We start from the raw sequence: 15,686 nt of genomic DNA on the forward strand, positions 1-15,686 counted from the left end.
CCTGTTTGGATTGGTGTCAGAACGGAGAGTCGGGGAAGTAATATTCCTGCGCATTCTCCTGGGTAATCAGCGGAGCGTCGAGCTTGACGGTCCCACGCACCGGTGCCTGGCCAATAAGATTGGCGACTGTCAGATAGATCGCGGTCTTGATCATCGCGGGCGGATAAGGTGTCTCGACGGGCGTCATCGCGTCCCCATCAATGACCTTCTTGATGATGTCCTTCATACCGTTACCGCCGAGCGCAAGCTTGATGTCTTTGCGACCGGATTCCTTGACCGCTTCCAGCACGCCTAGCAGCATGTCATCATCGTTGGCCCAGACCGCATCGATCTGCGGATATTTTGCGAGGTAGTCCTGCATCAGCTTGAAGGCTTCGTCGCTATTCCAGTTGGCATACTGGATGTCGAGAACCTTTAGCTCGGTGCCCTGAATGGCGTCGTTGAAGCCTTTGATGCGCTCGTCGTCGATGACGGTCGGAATACCGCGTAGAACGACGAGATTGCCCTTGCCGCCCAGCTTTTCGATCATATACTTGGCGGTGTTTCGGCCGACAGCGATGTTATCGCCTGCAAGGTAAAGGTCCTGGATCGAGGCGTCGCTGAGACCGCGGTCGACGACGGTGACAAAAGTTCCGGCGTCCTTGACGGCCTTGACTGGCGTCGTCAGTTCCTCCGAGGAATACGGTAGAATGACCAGGGCGTCGAGCTTGCGGCCGGCCGACAGATCCTCAAGAGCACTGACTTGCGCAGTCGCCGAAGGCGAAGTCTTCACGACGACTTCGACGCCCGGAAAAGCAGCGTTGATTTCCTTTGCTGCGGCTTGGGCATGATAGACGACACCTGCCGTCCAGCCATGGTCGGCAGCCGGGATTGAAACAGCTACCACCTTCTTATCGGCGGCGAACGCTTGGCTCGCGATGAGTATGCTGCCGATGGCTGCCGCCGCAATGAATTTAGTCTTAAACATTAAATTCCTCCCAGAATTGGACCCACAATGAAGCACCCGTGCGGTCCGGACACGGATTATTTCGAGAACCTTTGAATAAGCATGGCAATGATGATGATGACGCCCTGAACCCCGGCCACGAGGTATTCAGAGACGAAGTCCGACAACACCATCAGGTTGGCGATCAACTCTAAGATGACGGCGCCCGCGACCGTGCCCCAAACATGACCTTTGCCGCCGCGCAGAGCCGTCCCGCCGATAACGACTGCGGTGATGACCTGGAGTTCCCAAAGCACCCCTGTCGTGGGCGTCGCCGCACCAAGTCTCGGAACGTAGCAAATCGCGGCAATCGCAACACATGCTCCCTGTATCGCATACGCGATGGTGCGTGTTTTTATGATCGAAATACCGGAATAGCGGGCAACTTCCTCATTGGCTCCGACCGCCGCACATTTCCTCCCATACTTCATCTTATAGAGCATGAAGGATGCGACCGCCGCGACCGCAATCGAGATCACGATAGGGAACGGTATTCCCCCCACGGTCCCAAAGTAGACCGGTCGATAGGCCTCGCGCAGACTGCGGTCGATCGGGATCGTCCCGCCGTCGGACATATAGGTGATCAATGCCCGGAAGATACCCATGGTGCCGAGCGTGGCAATGAACGGCTCAATTTTTCCGACGGTCACGATCAACCCGTTCATGAGGCCGCAAGCGGTCCCCACAACGACAGCGACTGCCATGCCGGCCGGAATAGACGCAACGCCCCACTCCGGCGCCATCGCGTTCATGAACATGATGGTGATGCCAGTGATAAAGGCGGCCATCGAGCCGACGGAGAGATCCAGCCCACCTGACGAAATCACGAACGTTGCGCCGACCGCAATGATGGCAATGAAGGCACTGCGGGTTATGACGTTTCCAAGGTTAGTCGGAGACAAAAAGTCAGGGTTGACGGCGAAGCCAATGACGAGCAATGCCAGAAGCGCCAGAAATGGTCCCACGTCAGCCCAGCCAATGTTCCATTCCCGCTCTTGCCTTAGCGGCGTCGAGCCTACGATCACGCTCATGGGTTCCCTCCCTGCTTGGCCGCTGCCGACACATTGCTGGTCGCCAGAAGCGCAATTTCATGTTCTGTCATCCTCTCGCCGCTGACCTCCCCGGCGATGCGCCCCTCCCGCATCACTAGGATCCGATCACAGATGCCGATCAACTCCTGCATTTCCGAAGAAATAACGATGCACGTCCTCCCCTCGCCGACGAGACGGTGTATGAAGGCGTAAATCTGGGCCTTGTTGGCGATATCGATGCCACGCGTGGGCTCGTCGATGACGACGAGCGACGGATTGGTCATGAGCACTTTTGCCAGCAGCAATTTCTGCTGGTTGCCTCCGGAGAGCTGCCCGGCTTTTACCCCGATTGTTTTCAAGCGGATGTCGTATTCGTCAACGGCGTCCAGCAGCGCGGTCTTCTCGCGGCCCCGCCGCATCATCAAGCCCGGATGGAACCGTGCCAGAGCAGACAGCGTCAAATTTGGCGCAAGTCGCTCCTGAAGCAGCAGGCCTTTTCCCTTGCGATCCTCGGTAAGATAGCCAATGCCCGCGTCCATCGCCGCGCGAGGGGAACGGATGTTGATCGGTTCACCGTCAAGCGTTACCGACCCATGAGCTGCGCGCAGCCCCATGATGCCCTCGAACACTTCAGTCCTTCCAGCACCGATCATTCCAGCGAAACCGACAATCTCGCCCTGTCGTGCAATGAAGGAAATGTCCTTGGCATATCCTGGGACTGTCAGACCGCTGACTTCAAGGGCGGGTTCACCGATGGCGGCGTTGCATTTCTCCGGATACAGCGCCGCAAGGTCTCGGCCGACCATCAGGCGCGCCATGTCCATCTGTGTAAGCCCTTCGCCGGGGTAGGTCCCGACCAGCTTGCCATCTCTCAGCACGCTGACCTGATCGGCCAGACGCTGCACCTCATCGAGCCGATGGCTAATGTACAGCACTGCAGCCCCCTGCTCCTTGAGCTGCAGGATGATTGCGAGGAGCCGTTCGACTTCGTCGCCTGTCAATACGGCCGTGGGCTCGTCGAAAATAACCAGTTTATAATCGTCGAGAAGCGCGCGGGCGATCTGTACGAGCTGTCGATCGGCCAGCGCTATGTCGCGAACCAATGCGTTTGGAGAAGCCTTGCAACCCAGTTCAGACAGTTTTTCGGTGGCGATACGCCGCATGGACCGGTCGTCGACCATTCCGTTGCGCGTTAATTCGCGCCCGAGGAACAGGTTTTCAGCGACAGTGAGCCCGTCCGCGAGCAAGATTTCCTGGTGTACCAGGACTATGCCGGCCTGCTGTGCATGCTCCGGCTTTGAGAACGCGACATCTTTGCCCCCGAGCGAGATGGTGCCGGTCGTCGGCTGCGCGTAGCCCGAAAGCAGTCGCATGAACGTCGATTTGCCTGCGCCGTTCTCGCCAATGATGGCATGGATTTCACCAGGAAGAACGTCGAGCGAAACCTCGGACAAAACAGTCACCGGTCCATAGTTCTTTGACATTCCCTCAGCTCGCAGGACGGGCTGACTCTTTGAACGGTCGCCACTCAGCAAATCGCTTTTTTCCCGTTGGAAGCTCAAGACAGCGGACATGGCACGCCCCTCATTCGAAGGCCGGAAGCAAGCGGTCACGTGAATGCTCCAAGTGCACCCGCATCGCCTTTTCCGCAGCGGCAGCATTTCCGGCGGCGAACGCAGACAACAGGGCTTCGTGCTCGTCGAGCGCTTCCTCCGTCACCCTGGAATGGAACATCAATCGGAAAATATGAAAGTGCGTGTGCTGATGGTTCAGCGTTTCGCGAATGAGCTCGTTGCCTGCGTACTCGAGGATCTTATCGTGGAAGACTGCGTCCTGCCGGGCGAAGGTAGAGTATCGGATACGCTCATCGGTCCCTTCGCGCCGGCCCATGACGCCGGCCGCCTCTTGAAGGGACAAAAGCTTAGCCTCGTCCATGCGTGCGGCCGCCTTTGCCGCACTGTCAGGCTCGAGCAACAGGCGCAGTTCGTAGAGTTCATCGAACCGGCGACGGGTAATCTGTGGAGCCGCGCTGTAACCAATCAGGTGAGTCTTGACGACCAGCCCCTCACCCTCCAGGCGGCCGAGCGCTTCCCGGATTGGCGTTTGCGAAACGTTGAGTTCGCGAACGAGGTTGTCGATGGACATGCGCGCGCCTGGGGCGATTTTCAACGCCATCAACTGAGCAAAGATAGCTTCATAAACGCTTCCAGCCAGGCTGTTGCTCCGCTGGATAAAGGCGCTCTGATCGGGTGCTTCGGTCAGGTTCATTGAATTTCTGTTCTGCATCTCGTTGCCTCTTGACATGACGAAGAGCTACCACGATGGTGCCCTATATGCAATCCCATATCCTATAGGATTTTATATTGGAGACGTTATGAGGGTATCTCAAGCCGACGCATTGCGGTTATCGACCACCCTGTTGGTGGAGCGGAACGCGCCCACGCGTCATGCGGAAATCCAGGCAAATGTCCTTGTCGAAGCGGAACTGAAGGGTCACCCCTCCCACGGCCTCCAACGATTGCCGCGCATTCTTGCGCGCATCGAACGCGGCCTGATCGACCCGCAAACCGAAGGACAAGCGACTTGGCGCTCGTCGTCTTTTCTTGAGGTTGACGGGCTCCGGGGCCTTGGGCCTGTGGTTGCTGATTCAGCCCTGAAACAGGTGAGCGAACGGGCTCGAAAGTCCGGGATAGCGTTATGCGGCGTCCGAAACTCGAATCACTTGGGAATGCTCGCGCACTATGTCGAATGGATCGCGGCACACGGTCAGATCGGAATATCCTTTTCGTCTAGCGAAGCGCTGGTCCATCCCTATGGCGGCACGCGCGCCATGCTTGGCACCAATCCGCTAGCGATCGCGGTTCCAACTGCGGACCGTCCCGTCGTGGTTGACCTTGCAACAGGGGTCGTGTCGATGGGGAAGATCCACCATCACGCGGCAAACGGGATGTCGATCCCTTTTGGCTGGGCGCGCGATGCGGCGGGCCAGCCGACCACCGACGCACAACGGGCGATGAACGGTGCGATTGCTCCATTCGGCGATGCCAAGGGTTACGCGCTTGGCATGGCTCTGGAACTGCTGGTCGCCGCTCTGGCCGGGTCCGCCCTGTCACCGGACGTCAGGGGCACACTCGATGCAGAGGCAATTTGCAACAAGGGCGATGTGTTCATCGCAATCGATATCGGCACCCAGCCTGACCTTATGCTTCGCCTGTCTGCCTACCTCGATCTGGTTCGCGCTTCGACGCCGTCGGATACAAGCATTCCCGTTGCAGTGCCCGGTGACCGTGCGGCCCAAAGACGTCGCGAGGCGCTCGATGATGGCTTCGAGATCGCGCCGAGCCTTTGGCAGGACTTGAACGATCTTTCTTGCTCCATCAAATCACTCTCCAGAGGACATGCACGATGACCCTTTTCGCCGCCATTCGGCTTCCACATGAAATCCTGTTCGGCAAGGGCCAGCGATACGCATTGCCGGCAGTTGCCGCAAAACTTGGGAAACGAGCTCTCATCTGTACCGACGAACGGTTCGCGGCGACGGCGATGTTCGCTGAGATGGTTGCTGGACTTGAGGCCGTGTCTGTCGAAGTTCTTGTTTACAACGCAGTTCAGCCAGACGTCCCGCAGGAAACCGTGGCATTTTGTGTGGATCAGTCGCGCCACTTCAAGCCCGAGATGGTCATCGGTATCGGTGGTGGGAGTTGTCTGGACATGGCGAAATGCGCGGCGCTGCTGCTCAGCCACGGCGGAGAGCTGAAAGACTATTACGGCGAGTTTAAGGTTCCAGCGCCGATCCTCCCCGTGATTGCTGTACCGACGACGGCTGGAACGGGCTCCGAGGTAACGCCCGTAGCGGTGATCTCCGACTCCGAACGCACTCTGAAGGTCGGTATATCCAGTCCGTATCTGATCGCCACTGCAGCGCTCTGCGACCCTGAACTCACCATGACCTGCCCGCCCGGATTGACAGCAATCGCGGGCGCTGATGCGTTGACCCATGCCATCGAGGCATTCACCGCAGCGCGCCGGGGTACAGACCACACCTTGGCGCAAACTCACGTATTCATCGGCAAAAGCGCTCTCACCGACCATTTTGCCTTGCTGGCGATCAAGCTTCTGGCCCGTAGCCTCGAGAAGGCCTGCAAGGATGGCTCCGACGAGGACGCGCGCGCGGACGTGATGATGGGGGCCTTGGCTGCCGGCTGCGCATTTGGCACGGCCGGGACTGCCGCAGCGCACGCGATCCAATACCCTGCCGGGGCACTCACACACACAGCCCACGGCCTCGGCGTTGCGACCATGATGCCATACGTGATGACCTACAATCAGTCGGTCTCAAGTGCTGAGATGGCCGAAATTGGCAAAGCCCTTGGGCTGGAGATCTCAGGCACCAACATCGAAGACCACGCGAAGGCAGCGATTGAAGAGATCCGCAGACTGTTCGCAGCGATTGGAATCACACCGACGTTGGCAGACCTCGGCCTTCCAGCCGACAAACTCGATTGGACCGCAGAACAGGCCTTCGGCATCGACAGACTAATCAAGAACAACCCGCGGCCCTTCGATCTCGACGCGATGAAGCGCCTTGTCCGAGCAGCCTATGACGGCGATCTCGCCGCGTCAGACATCTAATTTTTTTGAGGAACAACCATGACCATCGCACAGAAAACGCCCGAGCTCGATCATCAGATGCCGGACATCGCCGCCGCTTCCCGAGGTCTCTACGTAAACGGTAGCTGGCGGCCGTCCCATAGTGGCCGGGATATTGATGTCATCGACCCGTCAACCGGAAAACGGTTGACCCGCGTGCCCGACGCGACGGTCGAGGACGCGCGGCTCTGCGTGGAAGCCGCTGCAGGTGCGGCCCCCTCGTGGCGGGCGACCCCTCCTCGCAAACGCTCGGAAATTCTGCGGCGTTGCTTCGAACTGATGATTGAGCGCTCCGAGATGCTAGCGACCTTGATATCGATGGAAAACGGCAAGGCCCTGCGCGACGCCCGCGGTGAAGTCGCGTACGCGGCCGAATTCTTCCGCTGGAACGCGGAAGAAGCGGTTCGCATCACCGGCGAGTACGGCGTCGCCCCATCGGGGGCCAATCGCATCGTCGTCGATTACCAGCCCATTGGAATATGCCTCTTGATCACGCCGTGGAATTTCCCGGCAGCGATGGCGACCCGCAAGATTGCGCCCGCACTCGCCGCAGGCTGCACGGTCATTCTCAAGCCAGCAAGCGAGACGCCTCTCACTGCGTATGCACTTGCCGCCATCTATGAAGAAGCAGGAATTCCGCCCGGCGTTGTCAATGTCCTGACCACAAGCGATCCGGGGTCGATCACTTCAGAAGTTTTGGGCGACTCCCGAGTGAGAAAGCTGTCGTTCACCGGATCGACCGGGGTCGGGCGTCACCTTTTGGCGGAAGCGGCAAAGCACGTCATCTCCTGCTCGATGGAGCTTGGCGGGAACGCACCATTCCTGGTCTTTGATGACGCCAATCTTGAGGCAGCCCTCGACGGTGCGATGATCGCTAAAATGCGCAACGCGGGAGAAGCCTGTACCGCAGCAAACCGCTTTTATATCCAGTCCGGCATATATGACGCATTTGCAGAAGGACTGCGCAAACGCATGGCCGCACTGAAGGTAGGATCGGGCGTCGACGGACAGACTGATTGCGGCCCAATGATTACGAGAAAGGCGGTCGAGAAAATCGGCCGGCTGGTCGACGATGCAAAGACTAGAGGGGCTCGTGCACTTTGCGGTGGCGAAACTCCATCGGGCGCCGGCTTCTTTTATCCTCCAACGGTGCTTGTCGAGGTTAGTGCCAGATCCGAGATGGCGCATGAGGAGATCTTTGGGCCCGTCGCCCCTCTCTATCGCTTCGAGACGGAAGATGAAGCGGTCGAACGTGCGAACGACACGGAGTATGGGTTGGCCGCCTATGTCTACACCGGCGACGTGGCACGCGGCCTTCGCGTTTCATCCAGCCTTGAAGCTGGCATGATCGCTTTGAATCGGGGACTGGTTTCTGATCCAGCAGCGCCCTTCGGCGGGGTGAAGCAAAGTGGGCTTGGCCGCGAAGGCGGTCAGCATCACGGCATTGCCGAATTCATGGAAGCCAAATATATCGCAACAAGCTTCTGAAGCGGAGATGTTACGTTGGAACTAGACCCATTTCGAACACGCGCCCACGTGGCGGATTTCGACAATCTCGTGAAGGAGTTCGTTGCGGCGAGTGCCCGGACACGTGACAAACTGCCAATGGAGGCTGATGTTGCCTATGGAACGGGAGACAGTGAGAGACTTGACATCTTCTTCCCGGCTGGCGCTCGCGAAAACCTTCCTGTGCATATCTTCATCCACGGTGGGTACTGGCGGATGTTCTCTAAGCAAGATTACTCCTATGTAGCCGAGACCGTTACCCGCGCGGGCGCCATCGCGGTCATTGTCGATTATGCCAAGATGCCCGCCGTTCGGATGAATGTCATTGTCGATCAGATCCGGCGCGCCGAGCGCTGGGTGGCCGATAATATATCCAGTTACGGTGGAGACGTTGATCGGCTGACCGTCAGCGGGCATTCCGCCGGTGCACACTTGGCGACGTTCTTATTTCAGCAAGGGGCAACGTATCCTAAAGTTCGGGCAGCGTTCCTGCTGGGTGGGATCTACGACCTTGGCCCTTTGCAAAGTTCGTTTCTAGCTCCGGAGATCGGAATCACCGATCAGGAGGTGGCTGCGTTTTCTCCGATGCTACACTCGTATAACCCTGAATGCCGCGTGACTGTCGCGGTCGGCGCAGACGAAACGCCCCCCTTTCACCAGCAAGCGGGCGCCTTCAAACTTCTGCTTGAGCAGCAAGGTCTTTTGTCGTCGGCTCGAATAATTCAGCGCGCAAACCATATATCCAGTGTCCGTGACCTGGGGCGCTTTGGCACGGAGACCGGTGGGATGTTGACCCAATTCATTGAGGGAGTACTGCAACCGCGGCTTGAACCGCGAATAACGCGCTTGGGGTAGAGGTTGCTGTCACGCGGGCGCGAGCGGAAGGCAAATTTGCGGCCGAGCGAGCATCCTTGATGCGGAAATTAAAATCCTGCGACATTCGCAAGGAAATTGTACTTCAGCTGCAACCAAGAGGAGAGCCCAGTTATACGAACTTAAGTGAAGACCGAAGCGATTGAATACAGCGCCTTTCTGCCCAATCGTCTACGCCAGTGCCACGGCGTTAGCTGAGTTTTCGAAGAAGGAAATCGTAAAATCGTTGGTCATCGACACGAGAGACATTCAGCCGGATTGCTTTTGCAAGCGGGTTCATTTTGTCGATGCAAAACACGCTTCCAGGCGCGTGAAGATACCCTCTTTCACGCCGTCGCGGGCTAGCCCAATATCATCCACACCTTCGGGTAGAAGAAGGTAGAGATAGTAGCCACCAATGGTGCTGGAAAAAACCTGGCAGCCCGTCTTCGCGAGGCTCGCCTGCACCCGCTGTGAGACCGCCGCTACTCGTTGCATCAATCGCTTGAGATGACGGTCTTAATGGCCATCCGTCAGCAGACGGTGCAGCAGGCGCTCGATGTGTCCGGAACTGTTTACCGTCGTCAGCATTTTCAATTCTGCGAGCGCGCTGATGGTCGTGCCCCGGGCGGCAACGAACCCCGAGCGCAAGCTGGCCGATAGTGTTTTAGAAAATGTCCCGACGGAGATCACGTTGTTGAGTTGATCGAGCGTTGCCAGCCTGTTTGTCATCGCCATCGGCAGATCCCCAAAAGAGTCGTCCTCGACGATGGTCAGGTTGGCGTTGCGGGCGGCTGTCAAGATCGCCTGCGCAACCGGAAGAGTCCTACGATTGCTGTCGGCGCGCGATCGGCGAGGCCCAAGCCTTGAAAAGCTTGGCAGTTGCCTGATTCGAAAAGCGGAGGCATCAAGGGTGCTCTTTCGGCCGTCGGCGGGTTGTCCCGAAAGGCACTCGGCCCCTCTGGGGTGCTGGTACTCGAAGGCGTCGGCGGCGTGGGCGCTTTGATGGGGTTGGGATGGGGTGCAGGACAGCGCGACGCGCATCCTGTCGGCCGAATGGCTGAGCCAGAGCGACGACGCGACGGACGTTATCGCAAAAACGGGGGTATTCCAGGTCTCGCCCCTTAATTGATAAAAATCGGCCAGCGATTCGAAACTCTAATCAATCTGCAAAACCAAACCCAGGTAGTGATTTTGGGACCTGTAGGAAAGTTGAAAGGCTGCGCGCTTATCTACGGAAGGCCTTTCCTTCCCGCAGCGTTCGAGGTCCGCAGGCACGGCAAACAAGCACACCCGTCCTTTGAAGGTCAACCGCTAAGACCGAATACGGTGTCAACCAACCGGAACAGTGCGTTCGCGCCTTGGTTACTGCCACGCTGAACTGTCAGCTGGAGGCAAAGCCATGCCGCATTATTATTTTCATCTGCGAACAACAGACGGCTTTGAACGAGATGAGGAAGGGATCACCTTTCCCAGCATTGACCAAGCCAAAGCCGACGCATTGTGCAGCTTGTTCGAGATGGCAGCTGATGAACTGTCCGGTGAGCATGAGAGCAAGATGATCGGCATCGACATTACCGACGGACAAAGGACTGTGTTGGCGTCCGTGAAAATGGGCGATGATAACAAGGGCCAGCACTTGGAAGAGGCAAAAGACAGCAATGAAGGCCACGCTTTCATTCACGGGCGTGGAGGCGCGGAAAAGCCATGAATATCTATGCCTAAACGATCCGAGTGCCAGGGCGCCAAGACGTGCAGGATGTGCCCGCAATCGATGAGCTTCGAGACTATGTGCGCGTCTTGGACCCGCCGGCATGTCCCCGCCCGACCAGGACTCTCGAGGCCGATGTGCACGCCCGTAGCACCTGCGCCCACAACGAAGGCAGCGTGGACGAATGGTAGATGAAAATGCCGCTTTATATCCAGAAACAGGCGCGCAAAAAATCATTGAAATGTTGCTTATTTACCGGAACAAAGCCATCACGTTCTCGGAGTTAGAATTCGCGATCTGCAAGGCCTGAATACCCAACTGCTGTTGCGTCTCAAGCGCCTTGAGTCGGGTCGATTCTTCGTTCATGTCGGCATCGACCAGCCGGCCGATGCCCTTGTCTATTGTGTCCATAAGCTCTGCGGCAAACTTAGATTGCATATCGATACGGGACTGCAAGGCACCCAGGACCGAGGCGCCAGAAACGACGGCTTCCGTCATAACGTCTACGGCGGAGATAAGGTCATCGATGTTCGCAGTGGGATCGGTGACGTCAATGGACAGGAAGTCGAACCCGCTTATGGTGACATAGGTGGAGGTCGTTTCTACGGTCAGGATATCGGTGACGGTCATGTTCGATACGCTGAAGATCGCATGCCGACCGATATGTGGACCGGACGGATCAGGCGATATCCAAAGATTACCACTGCTCTGAGAGAAGGTCAGGTCGCTGACCACCGAACCAAGAACCGTCGCGAAATCGGTTAAGTTGCCCACGATCCCGTCACTGGTGCCGAGGGCGGCATCGACGTCGGCCTTTGTCACAGTGTAGCTCTGGCTTGTGCCCGCCGTTGGGAAATTCACGTCAAAGGAGAACTGCGAGGTGGCGGTCATCTGGAACTGGAAGCCGGCCGTGAATGGTACGTAGGCGGAAGGCGTGATGTTGTTGTGGCTGCTGATTTGGGACATGCCAAAGTTATAACCGCCAGCAAGCGTCGAGGTGACATTGCTGATCGAGATGCTCGATCCCAGACCCGGCGAAAGTGCCTCGACTGAGAAAATATCTACGAGGCTACTACCGGTGGACGTTGGCCAGTAATGATAGTCACGCGAACTGTCTGCAGGCGCTCCCGCAGCCGCCAGGGCAGACTTGAGGACGATCGACATTTCGGAGGAGTTTGTGATCGATCCGTCGCTTTTGCCCAGCGCCGCGTTCACCAGTGCCTGGTCTATCGTCACACTATAGCTGCTGCCGGCGGTATAGGCGCCGTTGGCATCAATTGAAATGTCGAAGGAAATCTGGTCCGTAGCACTGAGGCTGCGGGCGCCAGAGAAAATGAACCACGAGTGCCCGTAGTGGGGCAGATCGGAGGCCGCACCATTCTGAAGGCCGCCAATATTGGAAACCAAGCCACCTGGAGTGCTGACCGTCTTTGTGATCTTCGCTGACTGCAGAAGGCCACCTCCCGTCTTGTTAAACAGCGATATTTCGTCGAGGCCGAGGTCAGCAGTCTCCACTGCCACGGAGCCGCCGCGCGATCGGACAAAGGAGGAAACGAACGATACCTTGTTTAGGGCGGGGTCAACGAGTTCGGCGATGTCGGTGTTCAGCCAATTTTGCCCGCCGAAACTGGCCGACGTGGAGATGCTAACCACCTGTTCTTTGAGTTGCTCCAACTCCTTCTGAATTTTGGCCTTGTCAACGCCTGGCTCCTTCGCTGCGACGAGCTTAGCCTTAAATTCAGACATGACGTCGATCACCGCATCCATACCAGAATAGGCCACGTCGATTTTCGCTGCCCCAAACCCAAGCGCGTCGGCCACTGCGGAGAGAGCCTTATTATCCGACTTCATTGTTGTTGCGATCGACCAATAGGCAGCGTTGTCGTCTGCGCTCTCAATTCGTAAGCCCGAAGACACTTGACCCTGGGTAGCTGCCATGCTGGCATTGATTGATCGCAGTGTTTGGAGCGCAGAAATTGCGCCGACATTCGTGAGAATGCTCGTCATTTTAGCTCATCTTAAAATTGATTGAAGGCCCCATCATGGGCGGTTTGGTTGCACGGAATATGTTGCCGCAATGGTTAATCTTTTACTAACGAGCGAAAATTACTCAACGATTGCACTATTTTAGCCGATTCTTTATTTACCGCTTGCTGATATTGTAGGTTGGTTTGGTCGCAGTGTTCGCTGTGGTCCAAGAGCCGGTAGGCGAAAGCTGCTCCCTTTTTGTTCTGAGGCAAACGACCTACCTGGCAGATCGACTCCGAATAATGTTGGGTGCCGTATTGTCGGCAAAGCTCTAGCCGACACCTTTACATTCAAATAAGCTAATACTGCCGAAACCAAACTATGGGATGTAAAACCCACCAGCCCGGAGTGACAACATGGCAGAGATACGCATCGACGACATTCAACGACTTGCCAGGCTATCGGAAGAAGTTCGTGGGCGCTTGGCGGAAATTTCAATGATTTTGTCCAGAGCCACTGGAGAAGCCAGTGTCGAAAAGGGCAAAATCCTCAAGTTCACCCCCAAGGGTGTGAGGAACAAAACGGCCAGTAACCGAAGCGGCGACTGGATGGAGATCATCGACGTGGATGGTGTCGAGGCATGCTACGGCGTGATAGACGGCAAACCATTTGCTGAAAGCCCTTGCGGGGGCTGAGTAACCGCTCCTGTGCAATGCCTCGCACTTCGCTTTGAGTGCGAGGCAACCCGGACAAACTACGCGCTACTCAACTTCAACATGTGAGTTGAAAACTCCACGTCGCACTCAAATTTCCTAGGCCGGTACGCCTAGAACGAGGATCGGCGTCCCCAAAACTATTGATTTTCTCGCAAATATTTGAGCGCTTGCTCGTGCAGTATATGTTTTCGTATAGCTGCGCTTATACCTGTCGGTGACAAAATCTGGAGAGAAAAACATGACAGTTCAGATCAACGCTTATGATCCTGACAACAACGGCATCGGCATTTATTTTGATCAGTATTTGAATCAGAAGTTCGCCGCGTTCGACGGCGTGGCGGGCGTTCTTTCAGCTGACACTAACGTGACGGGGTATGCTTTTGTCGATCCCAATGGTGGCGGTATCGTCTTCCATTCCGATACAGGTTGGACCGTCGATCCTGTTACCGGTCATGTAGTCGGCGAACTCCAAAGCATCTCGTTCGGGCAGCAAACCACGAGCAACGCTGACGGCTCGTTCACGCAGACGACCGAGATGCAGATGAGCGGGCTTGAAATCTCGCCGGCCGACCTTCAGCGGGTTTTCGATCAGGCTGCGGACGGAGAGTTCGACTACTTGTACGACTCGATACGTGGTGGGCAGTTCTTCGTTGAGGGCTCTTCAAGCAAAGACAGTCTTGTCGGAGGCTCGGCCGGGAGTACCATCTACGGCGGCGCCGGTGATGACCGCATCTACGGTAGAGGCGCAAACGGAGCGAGCGACCGTCTGTTCGGTGGCGATGGCAACGACAAGGTTGTAGGGGGCGATGGCGGCGACGTCATTTATGGAGAAAACGGTGACGACAAAATCTACGGAGCAGGCGGCGAGGACATATTGAAAGGTGGGTCCGGCAAAGACTACATTTACGGCGGTGATGGCTCGGATAAGTTATATGGCGGGAGCGGCGACGACGGGCTAACGGGTGGCAGTCAAGAGGATCGCCTTTATGGCGGCACTGGCAACGACACTTTGCATGGAGGCTTAGGCGCCGACACATTCATTTTCCAAAAGAACGCTGGCCGAGACACTATTTTTGACTTTAAACCAGGTAAGGCAGGCAAGGACCTGATCATATTCCAGGGCACTGACTTGCATTCGTTCTCTGATGTCATTGACCACGCAAAAGATACTCCCCGAGGCGTCGTGATCACATATGAAGAAGGCACCCTACTACTGGCCGACGTTCGGTTGAAGTATCTCGACAGCCATGATTTTTTCTTTCTCTAATTCATGACGAGCAGCCTGCTGGGATTTGGCCATAAAGGAAATCCGGGCAGCCAACCCGAATCTTGTTAAGACCTATTTCGTCTCCACAATCGACTATTCGCGGGAACGATCCCGTTCAGTTTGGTCGAAGTTGACGTCCCAATCCTTATCTGGCCCCTTGCCGCCAGGTGGAGTGCGATGGCCAGTCATGTCTTCGGATCCCGTCACCACGGTCGGCTTGGCACTGGCGACACCGGTGCTTTCTCCGTCAGCGCGAGATTTCGCGTACTGGCCCTTGGCGTCTTCCTTGATCTTGAGAGCGTCCGAAGGGCTGTTGCGCTTCGGGTCTTGGTTGTTTTCACCCAAGGCGTCCCGATCGACGTCTGGATTGTCCTTCGCGGGAAGATAGCCCCGTGGCCGGGTTTCCTCCGGACCTTCCCAACGTGGGGACTGATCGGTTGTGCCGGCTGCGCCGTCTGCAGGTGTGTTACTGACCATGGTCTTTCTCCTTTGAATAGAGGGGCAACCAGTCGAGAGGGCAGAAGTTCCTTAGTTGACTTGCGGAGCTCACAGCAGACTCGACTCTCTTGGGTGTCTGTGTTTGATTTCACGCAGGTGGGGGAGATTGCAGATGGCTTACGAGTGGAATGAGAAACGCGCACGGCGAGCACGCGTCCGAAAAATTGCTGCCGTTGCGGTCTGGGTTGCGGCCGTTGTGGGTTTGCCAACCTCCATGGTTATGGCATTTGCGCCGCCTCAGTCGAAAGCCACTAACGCCCGTGCGATCGGCCACCAAACGGTCGTCGCCTCGTCGAAATAGAAAGTATCGATATAGGCCGCGCCAACTTCAGCGCGGGCGAAGTTAACAATGAAAGCGAGCGCGTCGAAATTGACGAGTGTTGATTTCCACTGAGGACCGAGCCGGTTAACCGTCCACGGGATCGTGCTGCCTTCCAAGTTCCTGGTCTTCCCCAGGACCCCGGACAACACGCCGGCGGCCGAGCCCCTCATCGTCGGCGTC

The 15,686-nt window shown here is 56.9% G+C and carries 15 protein-coding genes and 1 pseudogene; 7 read left to right on the forward strand and 9 right to left on the reverse strand.

Translation table 11 applies throughout. The features are described 5' to 3' along the window. Positions 1 to 16: 16 nt before the first annotated feature. Genes PYR65_RS28865 through PYR65_RS28880 form a run of 4 tightly spaced genes read right to left on the reverse strand, consistent with a single transcriptional unit; the run spans position 17 to position 4,284 of the window. Positions 17 to 967 carry a substrate-binding domain-containing protein gene (locus tag PYR65_RS28865; protein ID WP_276122505.1) on the reverse strand — a complete coding sequence of 317 codons (951 nt, stop codon included), beginning with the start codon at positions 965 to 967 and terminating at the stop codon, positions 17 to 19. Positions 968 to 1,023: 56 nt separating this feature from the next. After that, positions 1,024 to 2,016 carry an ABC transporter permease gene (locus PYR65_RS28870; RefSeq protein ID WP_276122506.1) on the reverse strand — a complete coding sequence of 331 codons (993 nt, stop codon included), beginning with the start codon at positions 2,014 to 2,016 and terminating at the stop codon, positions 1,024 to 1,026. Next, positions 2,013 to 3,590: a sugar ABC transporter ATP-binding protein gene (locus PYR65_RS28875; RefSeq protein WP_407951379.1), complete on the reverse strand. Its 1,578-nt coding sequence runs from the start codon at positions 3,588 to 3,590 to the stop codon at positions 2,013 to 2,015. The genes PYR65_RS28870 and PYR65_RS28875 overlap by 4 nt, the downstream gene beginning before the upstream one ends. A gap of 10 nt (positions 3,591 to 3,600) precedes the next feature. After that, positions 3,601 to 4,284 (reverse strand): GntR family transcriptional regulator, encoded by a 684-nt coding sequence (locus tag PYR65_RS28880; RefSeq protein WP_407951380.1) that lies wholly within the window; start codon positions 4,282 to 4,284, stop codon positions 3,601 to 3,603. 106 nt (positions 4,285 to 4,390) lie between these two features. Between PYR65_RS28880 and PYR65_RS28885 the strand changes: the two genes are divergently transcribed. Genes PYR65_RS28885 through PYR65_RS28900 form a run of 4 tightly spaced genes read left to right on the forward strand, consistent with a single transcriptional unit; the run spans position 4,391 to position 9,027 of the window. After that, positions 4,391 to 5,425 (forward strand): Ldh family oxidoreductase, encoded by a 1,035-nt coding sequence (locus PYR65_RS28885; RefSeq protein WP_276122547.1) that lies wholly within the window; start codon positions 4,391 to 4,393, stop codon positions 5,423 to 5,425. Further along, positions 5,422 to 6,648: an iron-containing alcohol dehydrogenase gene (locus tag PYR65_RS28890; protein ID WP_276122508.1), complete on the forward strand. Its 1,227-nt coding sequence runs from the start codon at positions 5,422 to 5,424 to the stop codon at positions 6,646 to 6,648. The genes PYR65_RS28885 and PYR65_RS28890 overlap by 4 nt, the downstream gene beginning before the upstream one ends. Positions 6,649 to 6,705: 57 nt before the next feature. Continuing rightward, positions 6,706 to 8,154: an NAD-dependent succinate-semialdehyde dehydrogenase gene (locus tag PYR65_RS28895; RefSeq protein ID WP_407951382.1), complete on the forward strand. Its 1,449-nt coding sequence runs from the start codon at positions 6,706 to 6,708 to the stop codon at positions 8,152 to 8,154. A gap of 48 nt (positions 8,155 to 8,202) precedes the next feature. Then, on the forward strand, positions 8,203 to 9,027 hold the full coding sequence (locus PYR65_RS28900) for an alpha/beta hydrolase (RefSeq protein WP_328518533.1): 825 nt from the start codon (positions 8,203 to 8,205) through the stop codon (positions 9,025 to 9,027). A gap of 516 nt (positions 9,028 to 9,543) precedes the next feature. On the opposite strand, the gene PYR65_RS28905 is transcribed toward PYR65_RS28900, so the two are convergent. After that, a complete protein-coding gene (locus PYR65_RS28905; protein WP_276122511.1) occupies positions 9,544 to 9,825 on the reverse strand; it encodes an aminotransferase class I/II-fold pyridoxal phosphate-dependent enzyme in 282 nt (93 codons plus the stop codon). A gap of 601 nt (positions 9,826 to 10,426) precedes the next feature. On the opposite strand from PYR65_RS28905, the gene PYR65_RS28910 reads away from it, so the two are divergent. Next, positions 10,427 to 10,735 carry a DUF6894 family protein gene (locus PYR65_RS28910; protein WP_276122512.1) on the forward strand — a complete coding sequence of 103 codons (309 nt, stop codon included), beginning with the start codon at positions 10,427 to 10,429 and terminating at the stop codon, positions 10,733 to 10,735. Positions 10,736 to 10,987: 252 nt separating this feature from the next. On the opposite strand, the gene PYR65_RS28915 is transcribed toward PYR65_RS28910, so the two are convergent. Further along, the gene (locus PYR65_RS28915; protein ID WP_276122513.1) at positions 10,988 to 12,742 is read right to left on the reverse strand and encodes a flagellin N-terminal helical domain-containing protein; all 1,755 of its coding nucleotides are present in this window, start codon (positions 12,740 to 12,742) and stop codon (positions 10,988 to 10,990) included. 377 nt (positions 12,743 to 13,119) lie between these two features. Between PYR65_RS28915 and PYR65_RS28920 the strand changes: the two genes are divergently transcribed. Beyond that, positions 13,120 to 13,398, forward strand: coding sequence for a hypothetical protein (locus PYR65_RS28920; protein WP_276122514.1), 279 nt, complete (start codon positions 13,120 to 13,122; stop codon positions 13,396 to 13,398). Positions 13,399 to 13,657: 259 nt separating this feature from the next. Continuing rightward, the gene (locus tag PYR65_RS28925; protein WP_276122515.1) at positions 13,658 to 14,686 is read left to right on the forward strand and encodes a calcium-binding protein; all 1,029 of its coding nucleotides are present in this window, start codon (positions 13,658 to 13,660) and stop codon (positions 14,684 to 14,686) included. A 93-nt stretch (positions 14,687 to 14,779) separates the two neighbouring features. Here PYR65_RS28925 and PYR65_RS28930 read toward each other — a convergent pair whose 3' ends face one another. From PYR65_RS28930 to PYR65_RS28940, 3 genes and pseudogenes are all read right to left on the reverse strand, one after another. Further along, positions 14,780 to 14,977: a hypothetical protein gene (locus tag PYR65_RS28930; protein WP_276122548.1), complete on the reverse strand. Its 198-nt coding sequence runs from the start codon at positions 14,975 to 14,977 to the stop codon at positions 14,780 to 14,782. Further along, positions 14,966 to 15,163: pseudogene (locus tag PYR65_RS28935) on the reverse strand (hypothetical protein); the annotation flags it as partial. The gene PYR65_RS28930 and the pseudogene PYR65_RS28935, both read right to left, overlap by 12 nt. A 258-nt stretch (positions 15,164 to 15,421) precedes the next feature. Further along, entirely contained in the window at positions 15,422 to 15,622 is a 201-nt protein-coding gene (locus PYR65_RS28940; protein WP_276122516.1) for a hypothetical protein, read from the reverse strand. Positions 15,623 to 15,686: the final 64 nt, after the last annotated feature.

The organism is Pararhizobium qamdonense, from assembly GCF_029277445.1.
In the GTDB taxonomy this organism is placed as follows: Bacteria; Pseudomonadota; Alphaproteobacteria; order Rhizobiales; family Rhizobiaceae; genus Pararhizobium; species Pararhizobium qamdonense.

What these genes read in the sequence shown, in the direction of transcription:
- PYR65_RS28920 (WP_276122514.1), top strand. Translation starts at nt 13,120, where the DNA reads ATGGCAGAGATACGCATCGACGACATTCAACGACTTGCCAGGCTATCG.
- PYR65_RS28870 (WP_276122506.1), bottom strand. Translation starts at nt 2,016, where the DNA reads ATGAGCGTGATCGTAGGCTCGACGCCGCTAAGGCAAGAGCGGGAATGG.
- PYR65_RS28880 (WP_407951380.1), bottom strand. Translation starts at nt 4,284, where the DNA reads ATGAACCTGACCGAAGCACCCGATCAGAGCGCCTTTATCCAGCGGAGC.
- PYR65_RS28875 (WP_407951379.1), bottom strand. Translation starts at nt 3,590, where the DNA reads ATGTCCGCTGTCTTGAGCTTCCAACGGGAAAAAAGCGATTTGCTGAGT.
- PYR65_RS28925 (WP_276122515.1), top strand. Translation starts at nt 13,658, where the DNA reads ATGACAGTTCAGATCAACGCTTATGATCCTGACAACAACGGCATCGGC.
- PYR65_RS28885 (WP_276122547.1), top strand. Translation starts at nt 4,391, where the DNA reads ATGAGGGTATCTCAAGCCGACGCATTGCGGTTATCGACCACCCTGTTG.
- PYR65_RS28915 (WP_276122513.1), bottom strand. Translation starts at nt 12,742, where the DNA reads ATGACGAGCATTCTCACGAATGTCGGCGCAATTTCTGCGCTCCAAACA.
- PYR65_RS28890 (WP_276122508.1), top strand. Translation starts at nt 5,422, where the DNA reads ATGACCCTTTTCGCCGCCATTCGGCTTCCACATGAAATCCTGTTCGGC.
- PYR65_RS28865 (WP_276122505.1), bottom strand. Translation starts at nt 967, where the DNA reads ATGTTTAAGACTAAATTCATTGCGGCGGCAGCCATCGGCAGCATACTC.
- PYR65_RS28910 (WP_276122512.1), top strand. Translation starts at nt 10,427, where the DNA reads ATGCCGCATTATTATTTTCATCTGCGAACAACAGACGGCTTTGAACGA.
- PYR65_RS28895 (WP_407951382.1), top strand. Translation starts at nt 6,706, where the DNA reads ATGCCGGACATCGCCGCCGCTTCCCGAGGTCTCTACGTAAACGGTAGC.